At 46.9% G+C, this 18790-nt stretch carries 9 protein-coding genes; 3 read left to right on the top strand and 6 right to left on the bottom strand.

Annotated elements, in window-relative coordinates; all coding sequences use genetic code 11:
• Positions 1-192: 192 nt before the first annotated feature.
• The 4 genes from QUA34_RS11105 to QUA34_RS11090 form a co-directional block, all read right to left on the bottom strand.
• Positions 193-3048, bottom strand: coding sequence for a hybrid sensor histidine kinase/response regulator (locus QUA34_RS11105; RefSeq protein ID WP_333386501.1), 2856 nt, complete (start codon positions 3046-3048; stop codon positions 193-195).
• Positions 3049-3380: 332 nt separating this feature from the next.
• The gene (locus QUA34_RS11100; protein ID WP_333386498.1) at positions 3381-9173 is read right to left on the bottom strand and encodes a PAS domain S-box protein; all 5793 of its coding nucleotides are present in this window, start codon (positions 9171-9173) and stop codon (positions 3381-3383) included.
• Between the two features lie 90 nt (positions 9174-9263).
• Positions 9264-9767, bottom strand: coding sequence for a chemotaxis protein CheW (locus QUA34_RS11095; RefSeq protein WP_333080154.1), 504 nt, complete (start codon positions 9765-9767; stop codon positions 9264-9266).
• Positions 9768-10021: 254 nt separating this feature from the next.
• Positions 10022-10387, bottom strand: a complete 366-nt coding sequence (locus QUA34_RS11090) for a response regulator (RefSeq protein WP_333080153.1) — start codon at positions 10385-10387, stop codon at positions 10022-10024.
• Positions 10388-11320: 933 nt separating this feature from the next.
• Here QUA34_RS11090 and QUA34_RS11085 point away from each other — a divergent pair.
• Together QUA34_RS11085 and QUA34_RS11080 are read left to right on the top strand one after the other, a co-directional pair.
• Positions 11321-12055, top strand: a complete 735-nt coding sequence (locus QUA34_RS11085) for a phosphoadenylyl-sulfate reductase (protein WP_333080152.1) — start codon at positions 11321-11323, stop codon at positions 12053-12055.
• Positions 12056-12349: 294 nt separating this feature from the next.
• Positions 12350-13327: a class II fructose-bisphosphate aldolase gene (locus tag QUA34_RS11080; protein ID WP_333325330.1), complete on the top strand. Its 978-nt coding sequence runs from the start codon at positions 12350-12352 to the stop codon at positions 13325-13327.
• A gap of 55 nt (positions 13328-13382) precedes the next feature.
• On the opposite strand, the gene QUA34_RS11075 is transcribed toward QUA34_RS11080, so the two are convergent.
• Positions 13383-14222 carry a Uma2 family endonuclease gene (locus QUA34_RS11075; RefSeq protein WP_333325332.1) on the bottom strand — a complete coding sequence of 280 codons (840 nt, stop codon included), beginning with the start codon at positions 14220-14222 and terminating at the stop codon, positions 13383-13385.
• Between the two features lie 161 nt (positions 14223-14383).
• Between QUA34_RS11075 and QUA34_RS11070 the strand changes: the two genes are divergently transcribed.
• Positions 14384-16594: a Tex family protein gene (locus QUA34_RS11070; protein ID WP_333080147.1), complete on the top strand. Its 2211-nt coding sequence runs from the start codon at positions 14384-14386 to the stop codon at positions 16592-16594.
• A gap of 274 nt (positions 16595-16868) precedes the next feature.
• Here the strand turns inward: QUA34_RS11070 and QUA34_RS11065 are convergent, their stop codons facing one another.
• Positions 16869-18116: an MFS transporter gene (locus QUA34_RS11065; protein WP_333080146.1), complete on the bottom strand. Its 1248-nt coding sequence runs from the start codon at positions 18114-18116 to the stop codon at positions 16869-16871.
• Positions 18117-18790 lie beyond the last annotated feature (674 nt).

The following is an 18790-nucleotide window of genomic DNA, read 5'->3' as shown; positions in this document are numbered from 1 at the left end:
GAATTATTTGATTGAAGATTGAAGATTGAAGATTGAAGATGGAAGATTATTTGATTAAAAATTGAAAATTATTGGATTTTAGTAGGTGCGTCTGCTGCGTAGCTTCGCACTATAATTCGCGGATGGAATTATTTTTTGCCTAAGTTTTGTTTGAGATTAGAGATTATTTGATAGCAAATTTGAGATGGTGGATTAAATTATTGATTGGTGGATTAATTTGGGGATAGCTTGTAAAAGTTGGGCTTCGCTGTAAGGTTTGGTGAAATATTGATTTGCGCCTAATTCCATTGCCATTTGCCGATGTTTTGCCCCGCTACGGGATGTCAGCATGGCTACAGGAATCTTAGCAAACCGCTCGGTCGATCTGATCGATCGCAACAATTCAAATCCATCCATCCGAGGCATTTCAATATCCACGATCGCCAAACTGCAATCAAGACCATTTTGCAACTTTTCCAGGGCATCCACACCGTCTTTAGCCTGTACCACCCGGTAGCGAGCACGAGTCAGCGTCAGAGATAGCAACTGGCGAATTGTATAGGAATCATCCACTACCAAAATCTGCGGTGACTGGCTCGAACTCGGCGGCATCTCCTTCACTTTACCTGACACAGCGGCGATCGAACTATTTACCCCAGGTTGGCCCACCAAATCATCCACATCCAGAATATTCACCACGCGCCCGTCCCCCAAAATCGTAGTCCCCAAAACGCCGCGAGGCTTGGATAGAGGCGGCGGCAAAGGTTTAACCACAATTTCCTGCTGACCGATCAGCCGTTCCACGGCCACCGCCAGCATTCCTTCGGTAGAAGCCAAAACCAGAACCGGAATTTCCTCTTGGGTCAAAGGGTCAGGAGAGGGGGCATCCGGCCCGACGACGCTGTATTCGAGCAAATCTTGCATTCTCACCAAACGAATAAATTCCTCCCGCCACCACAGCATCGGCTGATTGCCGGCAATGTGAACTTCCGAGGCTTTAATGTGCAGAATTTCCTCGACTGCATCCAGCGGCACTGCTATTTTATTGTGATCGGTCTTCACCATCAAAGCATCAGTAATCGACAGCAGCAGCGGCAGTTTGATGATAAAACTCGTACCTTTTCCCAGGCGAGAGTCTACCTTCACAGTCCCCCGCACAGTCCGCAAATTTGTTCGCACCACGTCGAGTCCTACTCCCCGCCCCGAAAGGTCGCTGACCCCTTCTGTAGTGCTGAAACCCGGCCAAAAGAGAAAATCGTAGAGTTCGGCAATGGAAAATTCTTGAGCTTGTTCCTCCGTAGCCAAACCCTTTGTGACAACTTTACGGCGAATCATTTCCGGGTCAATGCCTTTGCCGTCATCGGCGACAGTAATAATAGTTTGGCCACCTTGGTGGCGGGCTTCTATTTCAATTTGACCGCTGGCCGGCTTGCCGCTTGCTTTCCGAACTTCGGGCATTTCGATGCCGTGGTCGAAAGCGTTTCTCACTAAGTGTATTAAGGGGTCGCGCAAAGCGTCGAGCAAACTTTCGTCAATTTTGGTATCTCTTCCCACTAGCAGCAGGTTGACATCTTTATCGTATGTGAGGCACATCTCCCGCAGAGCTCTGGGCAAGTGATCGACGGCGCGACTGAAACTCACGACTCGCAACTGCATGACGCGGCTGCGTAGTTGTTCGGTAATGCGGCGCAGTTGGTCGGTACTGCGCTCGAATTTCATGGCTAAGGTGTCTAATTTGGTGGCGGAGTGAGAAATTGCTTGGGCAGTTTCGATGACTTCGGCGGCTGTCGAGTGGAACTCTGTATAACGATCCATCTCTAAGATATCGAAGTGAGCATGAAGCGGAGAGGATTTGCCGTTAGCAATCATGGGCAATTCTGTTTCTGCTGCTGCAAGTTTTACCAATCCAGAGTTCCCGTTTCCCCCTCTCCACTCTGCAAAGCTCAGTCTGTCGTATTCTTCTCGCAACTGACCGCCGAATTGGTTCAAATCTACGATATTGCGGCGGATGCGCTTGACTTCGCCGCGCAGTTCGGATTCTTGAAGTTCTAAATTTGTACGGTTGATGACTAATTCCCCGACTAGATTCACCAATTCAGTTAAACGTTCTAAGTCTACCCGGATTGTCGGCCTTTGCGGGTTGGCGACTGGGAGAGTCGGGGAGGGGGGGACAGTTGGGGAGGGGGAGGGGGAGATTTCCGGGGGAGTCGGGGAGTCGGAGAGTCGGGGGGAGTCGGGGGGAGTCGGGGAGGGGGAGATTTCCGGGGGAGTCGGGGAGGGGGAGATTTCGGGGATGTCGATAGCCCTTCCTTCCAATATTTGTTGGCGTGCGGTTTGCAAGTTTTGGGCGATCGCCCAACCCTCGGATTGCAACCGTTGTAGAGTCAAGTTTGGAGAGTCGATCAAATCTCTGAGGGCTGCGGCGACTTTCCCAAAATCCGGCAATTGCAGCATTCCAGCCAAACCGGAGAGTTGGTAGTAAACCTGCTTGAGGGCGGTGACGGTTGTTGCCAAATCTGCCTCGGGAGCTTGGGAAAGCTCGGTTTCTAGGCGATTGAAGAGTGCCGGCACTTGGTGTTCAAAAATCTGTTTCAGGGTTTCCGGGGCGGTCGATTGGCTGACTGTGGGGACTGGCGACGGTTCTGAGTTGCCGTACTTGGCCTGGAACTGATCGAAAATTTGGGCGATCGCCTCCAAGTTTTCCGTTTGATCCGGAGTTGTGACATCCGAGTGTTGAACTGATTCGATCGTAATCTTTTTGAGAGCATCCACCCCCTGCAGCAAAACACTCACAGTAGTCGGTTCCAGGGCAGCCAAGTCTGTGCGATCGCGCAAAATGACAAAACAGTCCTCCAGCGTGTGAGCCGCCGCCGACACGTTTTGAAAGCCCAACATCGAACCCGCACCTTTAATCGAGTGAGCCGCCCGAAACATTTCTTTAACTGCCGCTTGTCGCTCTTTCAAACCCGCCGATTCCATCGCCAGCAGATTCGTCTCCATTGACTGGAGAAACTCTTCGCATTCTGCGGTAAAAGCATCTATTAATTCGTTTAAATCGTCATCATTCATATTAGTTTGTTGTCTGTTGTCTGTTGTCTGTTGGCAGTTTTTTTTATATATGATGTCCGGTTAATTGACTGTAGTTATTGTAGGGGCGGGTTTCACCGACAATAATTGCCTAAAACCCACAATCTCGTAAACCCGCCCCCACAGGAAGCAAATTGCAATCTACTTCTTTCAAGATACAAGGTGCGGGTTTACGATTATCAAATAAATCCGGCATTCTTAGTCCGCTAGCAGTGGACTTCGTTTGTTTAGTAGCGATTTCAATCGCCCAATTATCTAATCTGACAACTGTCAACTGTCAACTGTCAACTGACAACTGACAACTGACAACTGAACTAACTACGGAAATTCGCCACCGACTTTTGCAATTGGCCCAGAGAACCTGACAACTCGTCCAAAGATGCTTTGACATCCGCACCTTTTTGTGCAGTCGTATTAGCAATCTCGTTGACTTGCTGCATACTGTTAGCAATTCCCTCAGCCGAAACAGTTTGCTTGGCAGATGCGATAGTAATATTCTGCACCAAAGCATTCATTTCTCGACTAACTTCGATGATGGCATTGAGGTGAGTTTTAGCTTCGCTTGCCAGCTTAGTGCCTTCCACTACCTCCAGCGTCCCGGATTCCATTGCCTTCATCACGCGACTGATTTCTTCTTGAATTGTACCGACAATTTCGGAGATTTCCTCCGTAGCGCCGGCGGATCTTTCTGCTAATTTCCGCACTTCTTCGGCAACAACTGCAAAGCCTAAACCTTGTTCGCCGGCTCGCGCCGCCTCAATAGTAGCATTCAGAGCTAATAAATTAGTTTGCGAAGCAAGTTGAGAAATCGAAGTCACAATTTTGCCAATTTGCTGCGAAGATTCGCCCAAACGCTTCATCATTTTCGAGGTAGAGGCGATCGTCAACCGGAGCCCGTTAATGCCTTCGACAGCGCGATCGACCGCCATACCGCCGACTTCAGCCGTTTGAGAAGACTGCTGAGCCACTGTTTCCGCCCGCACCGAAACATCTCGCACGTCGCGGATCGAATTCACAATCCGCTCGATTTCGCGCATGATAGCAGATATTTTTGCTGCTTGAATTTCCGCCTGTTGGGTGAGTTGACTGGTATTGTTAATTGACTCGTCGGTGGCAGATGTTACCTGTTCGGCTAAAGTTTGAATTCCCGTTACCACTTTCCGCAGAGAACCGATTAAGAAGTTGAAAGAGTCGGCGACAGCACCTAAAACGTCGTTAGTCACTTCCGCCCTGACTGTCAAGTCGCCTTGAGCCGCGCCTTTAATTTCTCCCAACAATTTAAGGACTTGCTGAGTCAGAGAATCAGCTTCTGCTTTACGTTCTGCTGCCAATTTTCCTAGTCGTTCTTCTGCTTCTTTGCGCTCGGTGATGTCAAAGCGAATGGCGATATATTTGACTATTTTGCCACTGGTATCAAAAATGGGGGAGATCGTCGAATCTACCCAGTAAAACGAGCCATCTTTGCGTCGGTTTTTGATTTCCCCTTTCCACACCAAACCACGAGAAAGTGTCACCCACATTTCTTCAAAAAATGATTGGGGATGGTAGCCGGAATTGACGAGGCGGTGGTTGCGGTGCAGGAGTTCTCCCATGCTGTAACCGGAGATTTCAATGAATCTGTCGTTGACGTAGGTAATCATGCCTTGGAGATCGGTTTCGCTGACGATCGCCGATTCGTCTAGGGCATTTTGCCGCGTTTTGAGTTCTTGCAGCAAGCGTTCCTGTGTCTCGGCCAACTGCTGCATTTGCTGCTGGGATGCTCTTTGTTCGGTGACGTTGCGACAAACGACTACGCCGCCTTTAAGCGCCCCCGTTTCGTCTTTGAGTGGGCGGCCGTTAACTTTCACCCACACACCCTCTGGCTTGCCTGCGTGGCGGGTGAAAAGGTCTACGTCGTCAACTACTTCTCCTCGAACCGTGCGCGCTAAAGGTATGTCGGCTGGGGGATAGGGAGTTACGGTATCGGGCAAGAATAAACCGTATCTTGCTGACCATTCATTGAGAAGAGCATCTGTCGCACCCATGCCAAAGATATCTTCGGCGGCGGGGTTGAACAAAATAAAATTGCCTGTTTCGTCGGCAGCAATTATGCCGTCGCCAATGCTGTTTATTAGCAGTTGCAAGAGATTGCTTTGCTGCCGAAATTGGTCTTCGGAACGGGCTAATTGGGCTGTTGTTTCTTGTAATTGATTAAGTGCCTGTTTGTTTTCGGTAACGTCGCGAGCGACTGCATACATGAGCTTTTGTTCGGTTTCCGGTCGCACTTTCCACGACAGCCACTTGTAGGAACCGTCTTTGCAACGGTAGCGATTTTCATAAGACTTTAATTCGGAGCCACTGGCTACTTTTTCCGCTTGTTCTAGGGTAGATTCGCGATCGTCTGGATGGACTAAATCGATATAATAGTTGTCTTGGAGTTCAAGCGCCGCGTAGCCGAGAGTTTTTTCCCAAGAGGGATTGACGCGCTTGAATTTGCCTTCAAAATCTATAATACAAATCAAGTCTAGGGAAAGGGTAAAAAATCGATCGCGCTCTTCTTCTGCTTTTTTGCGATCGGTAATTTCGAATACCACACCTCCGACACCGATGGGTTTGCCGTCAGATCCGGGCAAAGGAAAGTATGAGGCTAGCCAATCTCGGATAACGCCCGGTTGGTTGAGAGTTGTACCCGAAACCTCAATGTTTAAAAACGGTTGGTTGGTGACAAGAACTTGCTGCAACATCGGCTCTAGGGTTTCGAGCATTTCGGGTACCACTTCCCTCACCGTCTTGCCGAGGTGTTCGGCAATTGAGGGGCCGGTGGTTTCCGCTAATTTCTCGTTAACTTGCACGAAGCGCAACTGCTCATCAAAAATAAACATTGAGGCCGGGGCTGCTTTGAAAAAGGCGTCAAAGCGGGTTTGACGCAAAACTAATTCTCGTTCTAGGGCTTTGCGATCGCTGATGTCGCGGCCTTCTGGAATTAGCATCAAGACTTTACCACTGTCGTCTGTGATGGGTTTGATCGAGAAGTCAACGGTCGCCACTGCACCGTTGGCAACTAGCACATCCACTTCGTAACGGACTACCTCGCCGGCTGCGGCTGCGGCGATCGCTTCTCGTATCTGTTGCTTGGTTTCTGGGGAAATCTGCCACCACAGGGTCTCGGAAAACGGAGTACCTATTATTTCTTCGCTCCGCAGGCCTGCGGCGGCGAGTGCTGTTTGGTTAGCCTCCAAAACGGTGCCGTCCGGTTTGAGCAGACCTATGAATTGGAACGATTGGTCGAAAATGGCTCGGAACAGTCTTTCGCGATCGCGCAGCATCTCTTCTGCGCGTTTGCGATCGCTGATGTCGCGAGTAACTGTTGCCAACCCGATAGGCTCGCCGGTTTCTGGGTTTTTGACGGTAAATATGGTGAAGTCAACCGGAATGTTTTCGCCGGTTTGAAAGTTCCTCAAGCGGAATTCACCCTGCCAAAAACCGTCTCGCACAGTAGGCGGCAGGATTTCTTCTTGGAAAAACTTAACATCTTCTGCACAGAAGAACTCATAAACACTTTTATTTTTGACTTCTTCAATATTTGGCAATCCTACTAATTTCATTCCAGCGGGGTTCAGGTATGTTGCCTCTCCCTCCAGGGTTGCCGTGCCGATAAAATCTGAGCTGCTTTCTACGATCGCAATCAATCTTTGTTTTTCGATTTCGGCTTGCTTGCGCTCCGTGATATCGTTGTTAGTTTCTAAAATAGCTTTGGGTTTTCCATGTTCGTCTCGCTGCAAATTCCAGCGACTAAACACGGTGATCTTGGTATCATAATTGGTGGTGTGAATTACTTCTCCTTCCCAATAATTTTGCTCTTCTAACTGTGCCGAGATAGCTGCTAAAGGCTGAGGGAAAATGCTGTGCAATAGAGTATGGGTGAGTTGCCCCAAGGCTTCTTTTTTTGTCCAGCCGTACATCCGTTCGGCTCCCTGGTTCCAATAATTAATCGTGCCGTCCATATCCCGAACGATCAAGGCGTCGCTTGCCAGATCCAGCATTTGCAAGTTCTGCTGCAAGGCTTGTTCTACGCGCTTGCGTTCTGTAATGTTGCGGGCGATTGTTGAGATAAATTCAATTTCTCCCTTCTCGGATTTGTGAGCAATAATTACTTGAGAAACAGGTATTTCTTTGCCGTCTAAAGTTTGCCAAATTGTCTCGCCGCTCCACGCCCCCTCCCGGCAAGCTGCGGGGATGCCGACGTTGATAATAGTGTCGATACTTTTGGGGGATGTCAGGTCGGAAATGCTGACTCCGGCTAAATCTGAGTCCTCGCCAACTTTCAACATTTCTCTGGCTGCGCGGTTGATATAAATGGTGCGCTGTTGGGTGTCTGCCATGCCTACCCAGTCTGTTGTGGTTTCTAAAATTGCTTTGAACCGCAATAGTTCTTGTTCAGATTTGCGGCGCTGTGTGATATCGCGCGCGAAGCCGAGCATTCCTAAAATGTTGCCTTCTGCATCTTTGAGGGGCAATTTCTGGGTGTCGAAGGTGTGTACTTTGCCGTCGGCTAAGGTGCCTAAGTCGTTGGAACCGGGCGCGAGGTGCTTGTCTGCCCGGAAGTTTTGGATTTGGTTTTGGGAATCGGTTTCGGCGTGGAAGTTGGGGAAGATTTGATCGACCGATATGCCTATTTCTGCGTCGTCTTTGCCGAGAATTTCTGCTTGAGTTTTGCCGAAGGCGGTGGCGAAACCTGCATTGACTAGGGTATAGCGCGAGTTTCGATCTTTGACAAAGATGCAGTCTGGCGTAGCGTCAATGACTGTCCGCAGCAAGCTTTGGGAGCTTTGTACTTCTGCGAGTGTGTGCCGCAGTTGTTCTTCCATTTGCACGCGCTTGGTGATATCTCTCATCGCGGAAACGAGAAATTTCCTGCCGTCGGTATCTACAAAAATAGATTTTTTGGCTGAGAGAAAGCGGGTGTTTCCTGCTGGATCTTGGATGGTTTTTTGGACTTCGCTGCTGGTATTTGTCAAGAAAACTAATTCGTCTTTTTCTCGATATTTCTCTGCTTCCTCTTTGGGCAAAAACTGGTCGTAGCATTTGCCAATTAGTTCTTCTCTGCTGTGACCTATGTATTGACAAAAGGCATCATTTAATGTTATCCAGCGGTGCTGTTGGTCTTTGACGTAAAGCGGGTCGGGGATGCTGTTGAGGATGTTGTTTAAGAATTGTTCTGAGGCTTTTAATTGCTCTTGGGCTGCGGTGCGATCGAGAATTTCCTGTTCCAATTGTGCGTTAGTTTGCAGTATCTGCTCGGTTCTTTCATTCACTCGCTGCTCTAGTTCTGCGCTTAGCTGCTGCAAGGCGGCTTCGGCCTGTTTGCGCTTGGTAATCTCCCGGCCTTCTGCGAGTATTTGAAATACTTCTCCTGTTGCATTTAACAGCGGCTTAAACGACAAGTCAATTACTGTTACCTGGTTGTTAGCTCCGGTGATTTCGTATTCTTCCCGGACAAAATTCCCGACCGAAACTTGTTGAATGTTCGTTTTTAGGCGCTGCTGGTTTGTTGGGGATGATGCCCAGCCTGGTGTCAGCCAAAATTTCATTCCCAGCACTTCTGATGCTGGGAAATCGCCCAATTTTAGCGCTGTCTGATTGGCTTCGATCAGAGTACCGTCTGCATCCAATAATGCGATCGCTTGAAAAGCTTGGTCGAAGATTGCGTGAAATCGCTGGGTAGTTTCGCTCAGCGCTTGTTCTGTTTCTTTTTTAGCGTTAAAAATACGGGTGGAACCTACTAAGAAGCCGTAGCGGTTGGACAAACTCAAAAAAGCGATCGCCGCAATGACAGTGATCCAATCGAACACAGTTTGCACCACCGGAGAGTGCGGCAGTCCTAGGTATTCGGCGGCGTGGCCGCTGTGGCCGAAAGCGCAAGTCCAAAATATGCCTGCTGTGACTGTGGCGAAGATGTCGAACCCGAATTGACGGTTTCGCCACAAACCTAAGCTGATTAGCCAAGCGATGGCAAAGTAACATCCAGAAATGATGACATTAGCCGCCCCAGCTACCAGCGATGGGGACAAGTCAGGCAATGTCAGGGTGAAAGTTGTTGCGAGCCAAGTATAGAGAAGTTTGATCATAAGATTAAGGATTGGCAAATCGGATGCGGGCGATCGTTAGTTAATATTATTGATGCACAGCCGTTGCAGACTTATGTGTATGGCGGATTTTTACCAGCGTTCGGAATGGGCGATCGCTTCTACATCGACAATCATTAGCAAGCGTCCTTCGGAATTGTACAGACCTTTTAAGAATGGAGCTAGGTCGGGACTGACATCTAGTGCTGAGACAATGCGATCGGGATTGAGAGGTAAAACTCCTTCGACGCGGGAGACGGCTAATCCCAGGCGCATTTTCGACAACAATCTCACGTCTCGTGGATCAGGCGCTTCTACCACTAAGATGCGGCTGTTTGGGTGGTAGGTGTCAACAGACTCAATACCGACAAACAGTCCAAAGTCTGCTGCTGCTAAGATTTCGCCCCGCAAGTTGGTTAATCCCAGCAAAAATGGCTGGGTATTGGGAACCAGGGAAATCGGTTGTTCCTTGAGTGAAAGGACTTCCCGCACTGCATCTAATTCTATGCCGAATAGACTGCCTCCTTGACCGAACAAGAGAAATTGCTTTGTTGCACTTGTCTGATTCCCCCCAGCGGGGGGAGCCGTTATTTTCATGGCTTATTTTTAGTTTATAGTGTAGCTTACCAATTAGAGTTTTGCGACCCTAAAGCCGATCGCCGATCAAGTTTTTCAGCATCACTTTGGGTGCCTCAAATGTTTCCGTTAAATAAATCGCGGCTGGGCAAATAAGTAGGTTTCTATCATTAAACATAAACTTTTATGGAATTCAAAAACCCAGTTAATTTTAAAAAAACAGGGTTTGTCGGTATAATATTTTTTGGGAAGTGGCCGATCACTTTATATTCGGCTTACGCGGAAAGCAAGCGCTGCACTATGTGGACGAGTTGCTGAGGTTCAAAGGGTTTGCTGACGTAAGCGTCGGCCCCTAAATCAGTTCCCCAAGCTTTATCGATCTCGGTGTTTTTATGAGTACAAAATACTACGGGCAATTTTGCAGTTGTGCGATCGCCCCGCAATTCTCTGATCACTTCAAACCCGTTCATTCGTGGCATCACTACATCTAAAACGACCAAAGCCGGAGGAGTTTTGCGGATCATGGCGATCGCTTCTTCGCCGTCGCCTGCCCGGATCACATCCAGTCCGGCATCTTGAAGAATGCGGCAGATGATTTCTAGTTCGCTCTTTACGTCGTCCACTACTAAAATTTTTGACATAATTCCACACTTCCTTGCTGTTACTGACAGCGGACTACGTTTATTCAGAAGCTGGCGCGACCGGCGGCGATGGGACTATACCGCTTTGCGGACAAATTAATGTACTTCTAAATACAATATAGCCGATCGTATGGCTGAAGGTTAGCTGTAAGCGATAAAAAGCGATAAAAATTTACTTTGCTAACGGAATCGCTCTGAATAAATTAATCGGCAATTAGTAATTGATTTTTGGTGATTCGCTGTGTTGAAACCAACAGCTCTTAGTAGAAGGAGCGCTTGGGGTACTAAAGCGATATTTTCTACGTATATTTTTGAAATTTGTTCCCAACTATCTAGTTAATTTCATTGCCTAAATAATGCTAGTTAATGGATTTAATTGGCGTCAATAACAGTCACTTAAAAGTAGCTATGGCGGGGTAAATTATGGTATTGAGAAAAACTTTGTTCACTTAATATACAGCGCTATATTTCTGAGCTAGCGCTATTTTGTAATTAATAATACAAGCTTAATTTTAGGAGGGTAACAATGACATTTAAAGAATTTTATTGTCTGTAATTTATAATTCGGGGGCAAAATAAATTGACCGCGCGATAGTCCCATTTTACCCAGTAGAGGAGTGTTGAGTTCACCAAAACTACTGCCAGCAGGCGATACCAATCCTTGAGCTTGATTGTGAACCCCGCCGAAAAGACTGCTGGAAGATGCGGTCAATCGATTTTAGATTTTAGATTTTAGATTTTAGAATTGAAGAAAGTGCTCGCACTGATAAATCCGGGGGCGGGTGATGAGCAGTCGGAGCTTTTTCCTCGCTTCACGGATGAATCCGGAGGCCCCAGACGACATTGCTTGATTGTCAAATTAGTCGGCGAGGGAGAGACGGCGATCGGCTATAATAAAGGGCTAGAGGAAAAGAACACCGAAAACCCGAAAATATGGTTGCCATCCAAAGAAATCTCAACATTGCCGCCCTAGAAGCAGAATACAGTCAAAAAACACCGCGAGACATTCTCAAATTTGCCCTTGAAAATTTTGACAATATCTCTATTTCTTTCAGCGGGGCTGAAGATGTAGTTCTGATCGATATTGCCTCAAAAATTACCAAGAATTTCCGCGTTTTCACCCTAGACACCGGACGATTGCACTCGGAAACTTATCAGTTTTTGGATCAAGTCAGAAAACATTACGGCATTAAATTAGAAGTAATGTTTCCCGATGCAGCCGAAGTACAAGCCCTAGTAGAAGAAAAGGGATTGTTTAGTTTTTATCAAGACGGTCACAAAGAATGCTGTGGCGTGCGGAAAGTCAAGCCGCTGCGCCGCAAATTGAATACTCTTGATGCTTGGATTACCGGTCAGCGGAAAGACCAAAGTCCCAGTACCCGCAACGGTATTCCGGTTATTGAAGTTGACACTGCATTCTCAACTCCTGACCATGAATTAATTAAATTCAACCCCTTAGCAAACTGGTCTTCGGCAGAGGTTTGGGAATACATTCGCGCTTTGGATGTGCCTTACAACAAGTTGCACGAACGCGGTTTTGTAAGTATTGGTTGCGAACCTTGTACAAAGCCGGTATTGCCGAACCAACACGAACGCGAAGGTCGCTGGTGGTGGGAAGAAGCGACCGTAAAAGAGTGCGGTTTGCACGCTGGTAACGCCCAAAAATAGTAAATCACTTAGTAGGGTGCACCTAGCGCACCCTACTATTTGTTTGGTGCGCCTAGCGCACCCTACCCAAGAATAAATGCACTTCACAACATAAATAGTAGCGGAAGAATTCGCAATTAAAATAAACAGAAATTACGCTGAGCTTGCCCTTGAACTTTAATAAAATGATCGACAGTCAGAATAAATAGTAGCGGAAGAATTCGCAATTAAAATAAACAGAAATTACGCTGAGCTTGCCCTTGAACTTTGATAGAATGATCAACATTCAGAAAAGTTTTTAAAGCAGGTACTATTATGCTTGTCTCAACTCGCGAATTGCTGAACACGGCCCGGAGAAAGGCTTATGCGATCGGCGCTTTTAACGTCTACAACCTCGAAGGAGTAAAAGCCGTCATCAATGCCGCCGAAGCGCTGGACAGTCCAGCGATACTGCAAATTCACCCCAGCGCCCTCCTATACGGAAAGTCGCCTTTAGTCGCGCTGTGCATCAAAGCTGCCCGCACATCTTTAGTACCGATCGCAGTACACTTAGATCACGGCACCTCAGAAAAAGACATTCACATCGGTCTAGCCGCCGGCATTAAATCAATTATGGCAGACGGTTCTCCTTTGCCCTACGAACAAAACTTAATATTTACCCGGGAAATGGCTAAATTATCCCACGCTAACGGTGCGGCAGTTGAAGCAGAAATCGGCAGAATTAGTGGCAGGGAAGAAGGTTTGACAATCGATGAGAAAGCCGCAAGGATGACCGATCCAGTAGCAGCAGTAGAGTTTATCAAAGAAACTAAGGTGGATTTTTTAGCCGTAACAATTGGTAACGTTCACGGCAAATATTTAAGCCAACCCAAACTCGATTTTTCGCGTCTGGCAAAAATCCGGGCTGCTGTTTCAGTGCCGTTAGTGATGCACGGGGCGAGCGGTTTGCCGAACTCAATGATTCATCAATGTATTAAATTCGGAGTATCTAAATTTAATGTGAATACGGAAGTTCGCGAAGCTTATATGGACGTGTTAAAAAGTAACATTTCTGAGCCACATCCGGATTTGTTGGAAATAATGGAAAAAGCTATCGATGCCATGCAATCGGTCATTTCTGACAAACTGCAACTTTTCGGTTCTGTCGGTAAAGCTTATTTGCATCAATCTCCCTACGCGGATGACTTGACTGCCAAGAGTACCAGCAACAAACAAATAAGCCGCAACCAATCAAGTTTTGATCAAATGTTAAAGCCTGCGTATAGTGAGGCCTTCAGTCTTATGTTGAAGTAAAAAAAAACTAACGTCCTGACGGCGAACCAGTTTTTAGTCAGGACTTTAGTCCTCTTTAACCGTTTAAAAATTTATCAGGATCGATGCCAGATTCCCGCAGCCGCCGAATTAAAGACTGCAATTGAGCTTCCGCTGACTCAGCCCGCTGCCGTTGCTGTTCCGCTTCAGTGAGAATCCAATTACCATCAACATCATACCAGCGCAACCACAGTCGATCGATTCCCTGAAACTCCCCTTGCCACAAACCCAAGCCCAAACTTAGGTCAGCAATCCACAACCGCGAGTCAGGCAATTCTAATTCTTGATAGTGTCCGCCCTTCAATTCAAACACTCGCAATTTGTTAGTATAGCGACTGAAAACGGCATAAATAGGAACCCGCAAAATCTGCTCGTAAACCTCCCATTTTCTAGGCGGTTCCTCCTTCGTCTCCGCCTCCAAAAGTTGCCCGTTACCCGCACTGTTTCCCGACTGAGGTGGCAACTTTTCCTCATCGGTATTGTCGCCTAAATCTTCTTTTTCCGTTCCCGGCGAAAGCAGTTCTACAATTACAAAAGGATTCACGCCTTCCTGCCAAGTAACGTAACTCATCCGCAGTTCGGATCGATCGTAAAGTCGGGGAACTCCCACAACTCCAAACCAATCCGGCCGCTTGTGCCACAGAGTGTGATGCACGTCATAATAAAGGTTCATGTCGGTGCCGCTAAATATCTCAGAAGCTGCATAATTCCGAGGCCGAAACGTCAGGCTCAACAACTGCGGCTGCAAATGGTGAAATTCGTCAGGCAAACCAGGTTTCTCCGGGTCTTCGCTGGGTAAATCGTACATCGTCGGCAGCGTTTCTCTGGGCGATCGCGGCGGATCGGTTTGCGGCACAGGATATTTAAAAGGAAACATATAATATTGAGAAATGACTGCATTTATGCTAACATCATTTTAATACTTGCAGGACGAGCGCCAACACCCTGTAAAACGTTTATTTCACACTTTTTTTCCTCTCTTCCGTGAAGTCAATCTCACCTCTTAAATCTCAAGCGACCGATCCGAAATTCTGCACTATGATCGACATTCCTCAACTGATTGCTCAAGAACTTTCCATTAATCTGTCTCAAGTCAATAATGCTCTGGAACTTTTCGCAGAGGGAGCAACAATTCCGTTTATTGCCCGCTACCGCAAAGAACGCACGGATTTGCTGAATGAAATTCAGTTGCGGGATATCTCCGATCGCTTCACCTATCTGACGGAAATTGAAGAGCGCAAAAAGTCGATTCTAGATACGATTAGCTCTCAGGGAAAACTCACTGAAGAACTGCAAGCAAAAATCGAATCGTGTTTGCAAAAAAACGAACTAGAAGACCTTTATCTGCCTTACAAACCAAAGCGGCGGACGCGAGCAACAATTGCTAGGGAAAAAGGTTTGGAACCGCTGGCGAATTTTATCAAATCTCTGAACTTGCCAACGGCTAAACCAGCCGATTTTGAGGCGGAAGCAGCTAAATACATTTCGGAAGAAAAGGGAGTAAAAACAGCAGAAGAAGCTCTCAAAGGTGCTGCGGATATTTTGGCGGAAGCGGTTTCGGAAAAAGCAGAATTGCGGGCTTATTTGCGAGAGTTTTTGATGAAAACAGGAGTTTTTGTCTCGAAAATTAAAGATGATTTCCCGGAAGGAAGCACTAAATTTGAAATGTACCGCAATTACCAAGTTGCAGCCAGAAGCGTTCAATCGCACAATATGTTAGCGCTGTTTCGGGGGGAAACGGAAGGGGTTTTAGATTTGGAACTGGCTTTTGATGAATCCGCAGTGATGGCTTATTTGGAAGCTCAGGAAATTAGAACTAGGATACCGGAAGTTAAAGAGTTTTATCGATCGACTTTGAAGGATGCCTTCAACCGACTGATGAAGACTTCGTTAATTACAGAAGTACGATCGCACAACAAAGCCGTCGCTGATATCGAGTCCATCGCCACTTTTGAAACCAACCTGCGCGAGTTGCTGCTGTCGGCGCCGGCGGGAATGAAACCCACCTTGGCGATCGATCCGGGATTTCGCACGGGCTGCAAAGTTTCCGCCCTCGATGAAACCGGGCAATTTTTAGAATATCAAGCCATTTTCCCCCACCAAGCGGCCGCTCAGAGACAGCAAGCTGGTAAAATTGTCAAGCATTTAATTGAAAAATATAAAATTGAATTAATCGCGATCGGCAACGGTACAGCTTCCCGCGAAACAGACGAATTTGTTTCGGAAGTTTTGGCAGAAATGGACAGGAAACCGATTAAAGTCATGGTGAATGAATCCGGTGCATCGATTTATTCCGCAAGCGAAGTGGCGATCGCCGAATTTCCAGATCTCGACATCACCGTTCGTGGCGCAGTCAGCATCGGACGGCGCTTGCAAGACCCCCTCGCAGAACTCGTGAAAATCGACCCAAAATCAATAGGAGTCGGTCAATACCAGCACGATGTTGACCAAAAATTGCTCAAAAAGAAACTCGACGAAACAGTCGAAAGCTGCGTTAATTATGTCGGAGTTGACTTAAACACAGCCTCGAAAGAACTGCTGACATTTGTATCAGGAATGACGGCAACAGTTGCCAAAAATATCGTTAATTACCGCAACGAAAACGGCGCTTTTAAAAATCGCCGCCAACTGCTGAAAGTTCCCAAACTTGGCCCAAAAGCTTTTGAACAAGCAGCCGGATTTCTCCGCATTCGCGGCGGCGAAAACCCCCTGGACAATACCGCGGTTCATCCCGAAAGTTATCCTGTCGTGCAGGCGATCGCCAAGGATTTAGACTTGCCGCTGACAGGAATAACACAAATATCGGAAAAAATCAAGACTGTAAACATCAAGAAATATGTCACAGAAAAAGTCGGTGAACCGACACTCCGAGACATTATTTCCGAACTAGAAAAACCGGGAAGAGACCCGCGTGCCGAGTTTAAATATGCCACTTTCCAAGCAGGAATTAAAGAAATCTCCGACTTGCAAGTTGGGATGGAATTGGAAGGCATAATCACGAATGTAGCTAACTTTGGAGCCTTTGTTGATGTGGGAGTGCACCAAGATGGTTTGGTTCACGTTTCTCAATTAGCCGATCGCTTCGTAGATGATCCCAAACAGATTGTCAAAGTCGGACAAGTTGTGAAAGTGCGGGTTTTGGAGGTGAATGAGAAGTTAAAGCGGGTTAGTTTGACGATGAAGCTACAAGAAAAACCGCAACCGCAAAATGGCAATAGTGCGAGGCTTCCGGCCCCGCGCCGACGTTAAAAGTTTGGGGGAAAGGTGAAAAAGGGCGATGGCGTCCCGCCCCGCAAGCTACGGCTATAATACAATACGCTTGGGATAAGAATAATCTGATTTCGTTTCACAAGTCTGGAACTCTCATAAATGCGTGGAATGAAATTCGTCTGAAAGCGCTAACCCAAGCGTATTGCTCTATAGATGCTCTACAACAGAACAGTATCAAGAGCGTCCTCACCACCAGTGAGCGCAATGATTTGAGCAGTATTAATGTATGCAACATTGGTTTGGGCAACAGTCGCTAACCCCGTAATCGAGAGGGGACTTCCTGCCAGAATAGTGGGACTGCAATCAAACCAGTTATCAACTGAATGCCACCAAAGATAGCGAGAGAAGGCCCAAATCCAAAGCGCAGTAGCTCTCCAAATATGAAACTGCCTACACCAAATCCAGTAAAGAGAGTAAATACCTTCAGTCCCATCGTTTGCCCCAAATTGTTGTCATCTCCGAGATCCGTCACAATTCCGACAAACAACGGTTGAGTCAGGTCATACCCTAAAGACAAAATAAGAACTGCGATCGTCGTTCCCATTGGCGGAATCTCAAAAATCATTGCAATCCCAGCCACAGCAGCCATTACCAACCCTGCTGGAACGAGCCAACGCCGTCCCCACCGATCAACAGCTTGACCAATGAAAGAGCTCAGCAATAAACCGGGAATGCCGTACCCAAGAATGTTTAACCCAATGCTCAACGCATCCATGTTGTACCGTTGCGATAAATACAACCCTAGCCATGTATATACCCCAGAGTGGTAGATACCATTCCACAGAACATAAGCATATGTACGCTGCCCCCGAAAGGTGGCTAATATCTGGCTGTATCCCCTAAATATTTGCCGAATAGGCGGTAATTTGGTGACTTTTGGTGTATCAAATAAAGAGCCGTAAGGATGAAGTCGCCAAAGCACAACAGCAGCAAGCACAGCAGTACCTAGAAAGAGCGATCGCCAACCTACAAATGGCTCAAGAATCGCTCCCCCCGCAGAGCCTGCTGCCATCCCCCCTTCCATTGCTGCAAACACCAATCCTAGCTTGGCACCTCGCTGATCAAACGGGAATAAATCGCCAATTAAGGCGAAGGTAAGGGGAATCACACCACTGGCTCCAATCCCGGTTAATAGCCGCCAGGTTGCCATCTGCGAAGCATTTTGAGCAGTGGCAGTTAAAGCCGTGAAAATGACAAAAAGAGCAAGCGAGATGCGAATAATAGACCATCGACCAAAGCGATCGGACAGGAGGCCGAAGAATAATGCCATCAGTGCATAGGACAGCATATAGGCTGGAACGATAAAGCCGATTTCCTGAACCGGAACATTAAAAACTTCAGCCAAACGTGGAATCAGGGGAGCAATCATGTACCCCTGTAGAAAAATTAGCCCCGCAGCGATCGAAAGCCAGGAAAACAGGTCTTTATGCTGCTTTAGGCGAATCGTGGCATCGGCTGGTTCGGTATGAGGGTGATTAAAAGATTCTTTGAGTTTCGGCATGGATTTAAGAGATTTCAACTCATATCACATTTCACAGACGACTAAAATCTGAGAACTTAGCTGGAGTCCCAACGCCAACAACCAAGGGCGATGGAGTGGTGAAAGCTTGGAATACCTTCTCAACTCTGGAGGTTACAAATTTTGTAGGTAAGGTGTGGAATCTAGCCCTGAATGTCAGGATAACTTGATAAATGTCATGATTTATACAAAAAATGTATATTTAGATACAGAATTTTTTATAAGACTTATTAGTTGAGGCTATCAACAAAGCTAGGATTTACGCATTGACAGAAATCTTTTAATCCCACAAAGTTGTTTGTTTGATGGCTCTGCGATCGCATTCAATTTGCCCATGAATCGAATGTGTGGCGAGAAAACCTACACATTAAACAATACGCTTGGGATAAGAATAATCTGATTTCCTTTCACAAGTCTGGAACTCTCATAAATGCGTGGAATTAAATTCGTCTGAAAGCGCTAACCCAAGCGTATTGGGCTATAATTGTGTAATCCTCACCAACCTTAAAATTATATGGTTGCAAGTAAAAGCGACACCTACAGCAGATTCCATATTTATGAAGTACACCCGCCTCTAGTTAGGGTTTGCTGAATAATTGATCGCAGACCACTAGCAGGAGCGATCGATATATTCAAGGTGAGTTAAATATAAGTTT

Origin of the sequence: Microcoleus sp. POL10_C6 (genome assembly GCF_036701585.1) — a bacterium.
GTDB lineage: Bacteria > Cyanobacteriota > Cyanobacteriia > Cyanobacteriales > Microcoleaceae > Microcoleus.
Note: the sequence above shows the minus strand (reverse complement) of the source record. Positions and strands in the feature narration are given on the sequence as shown.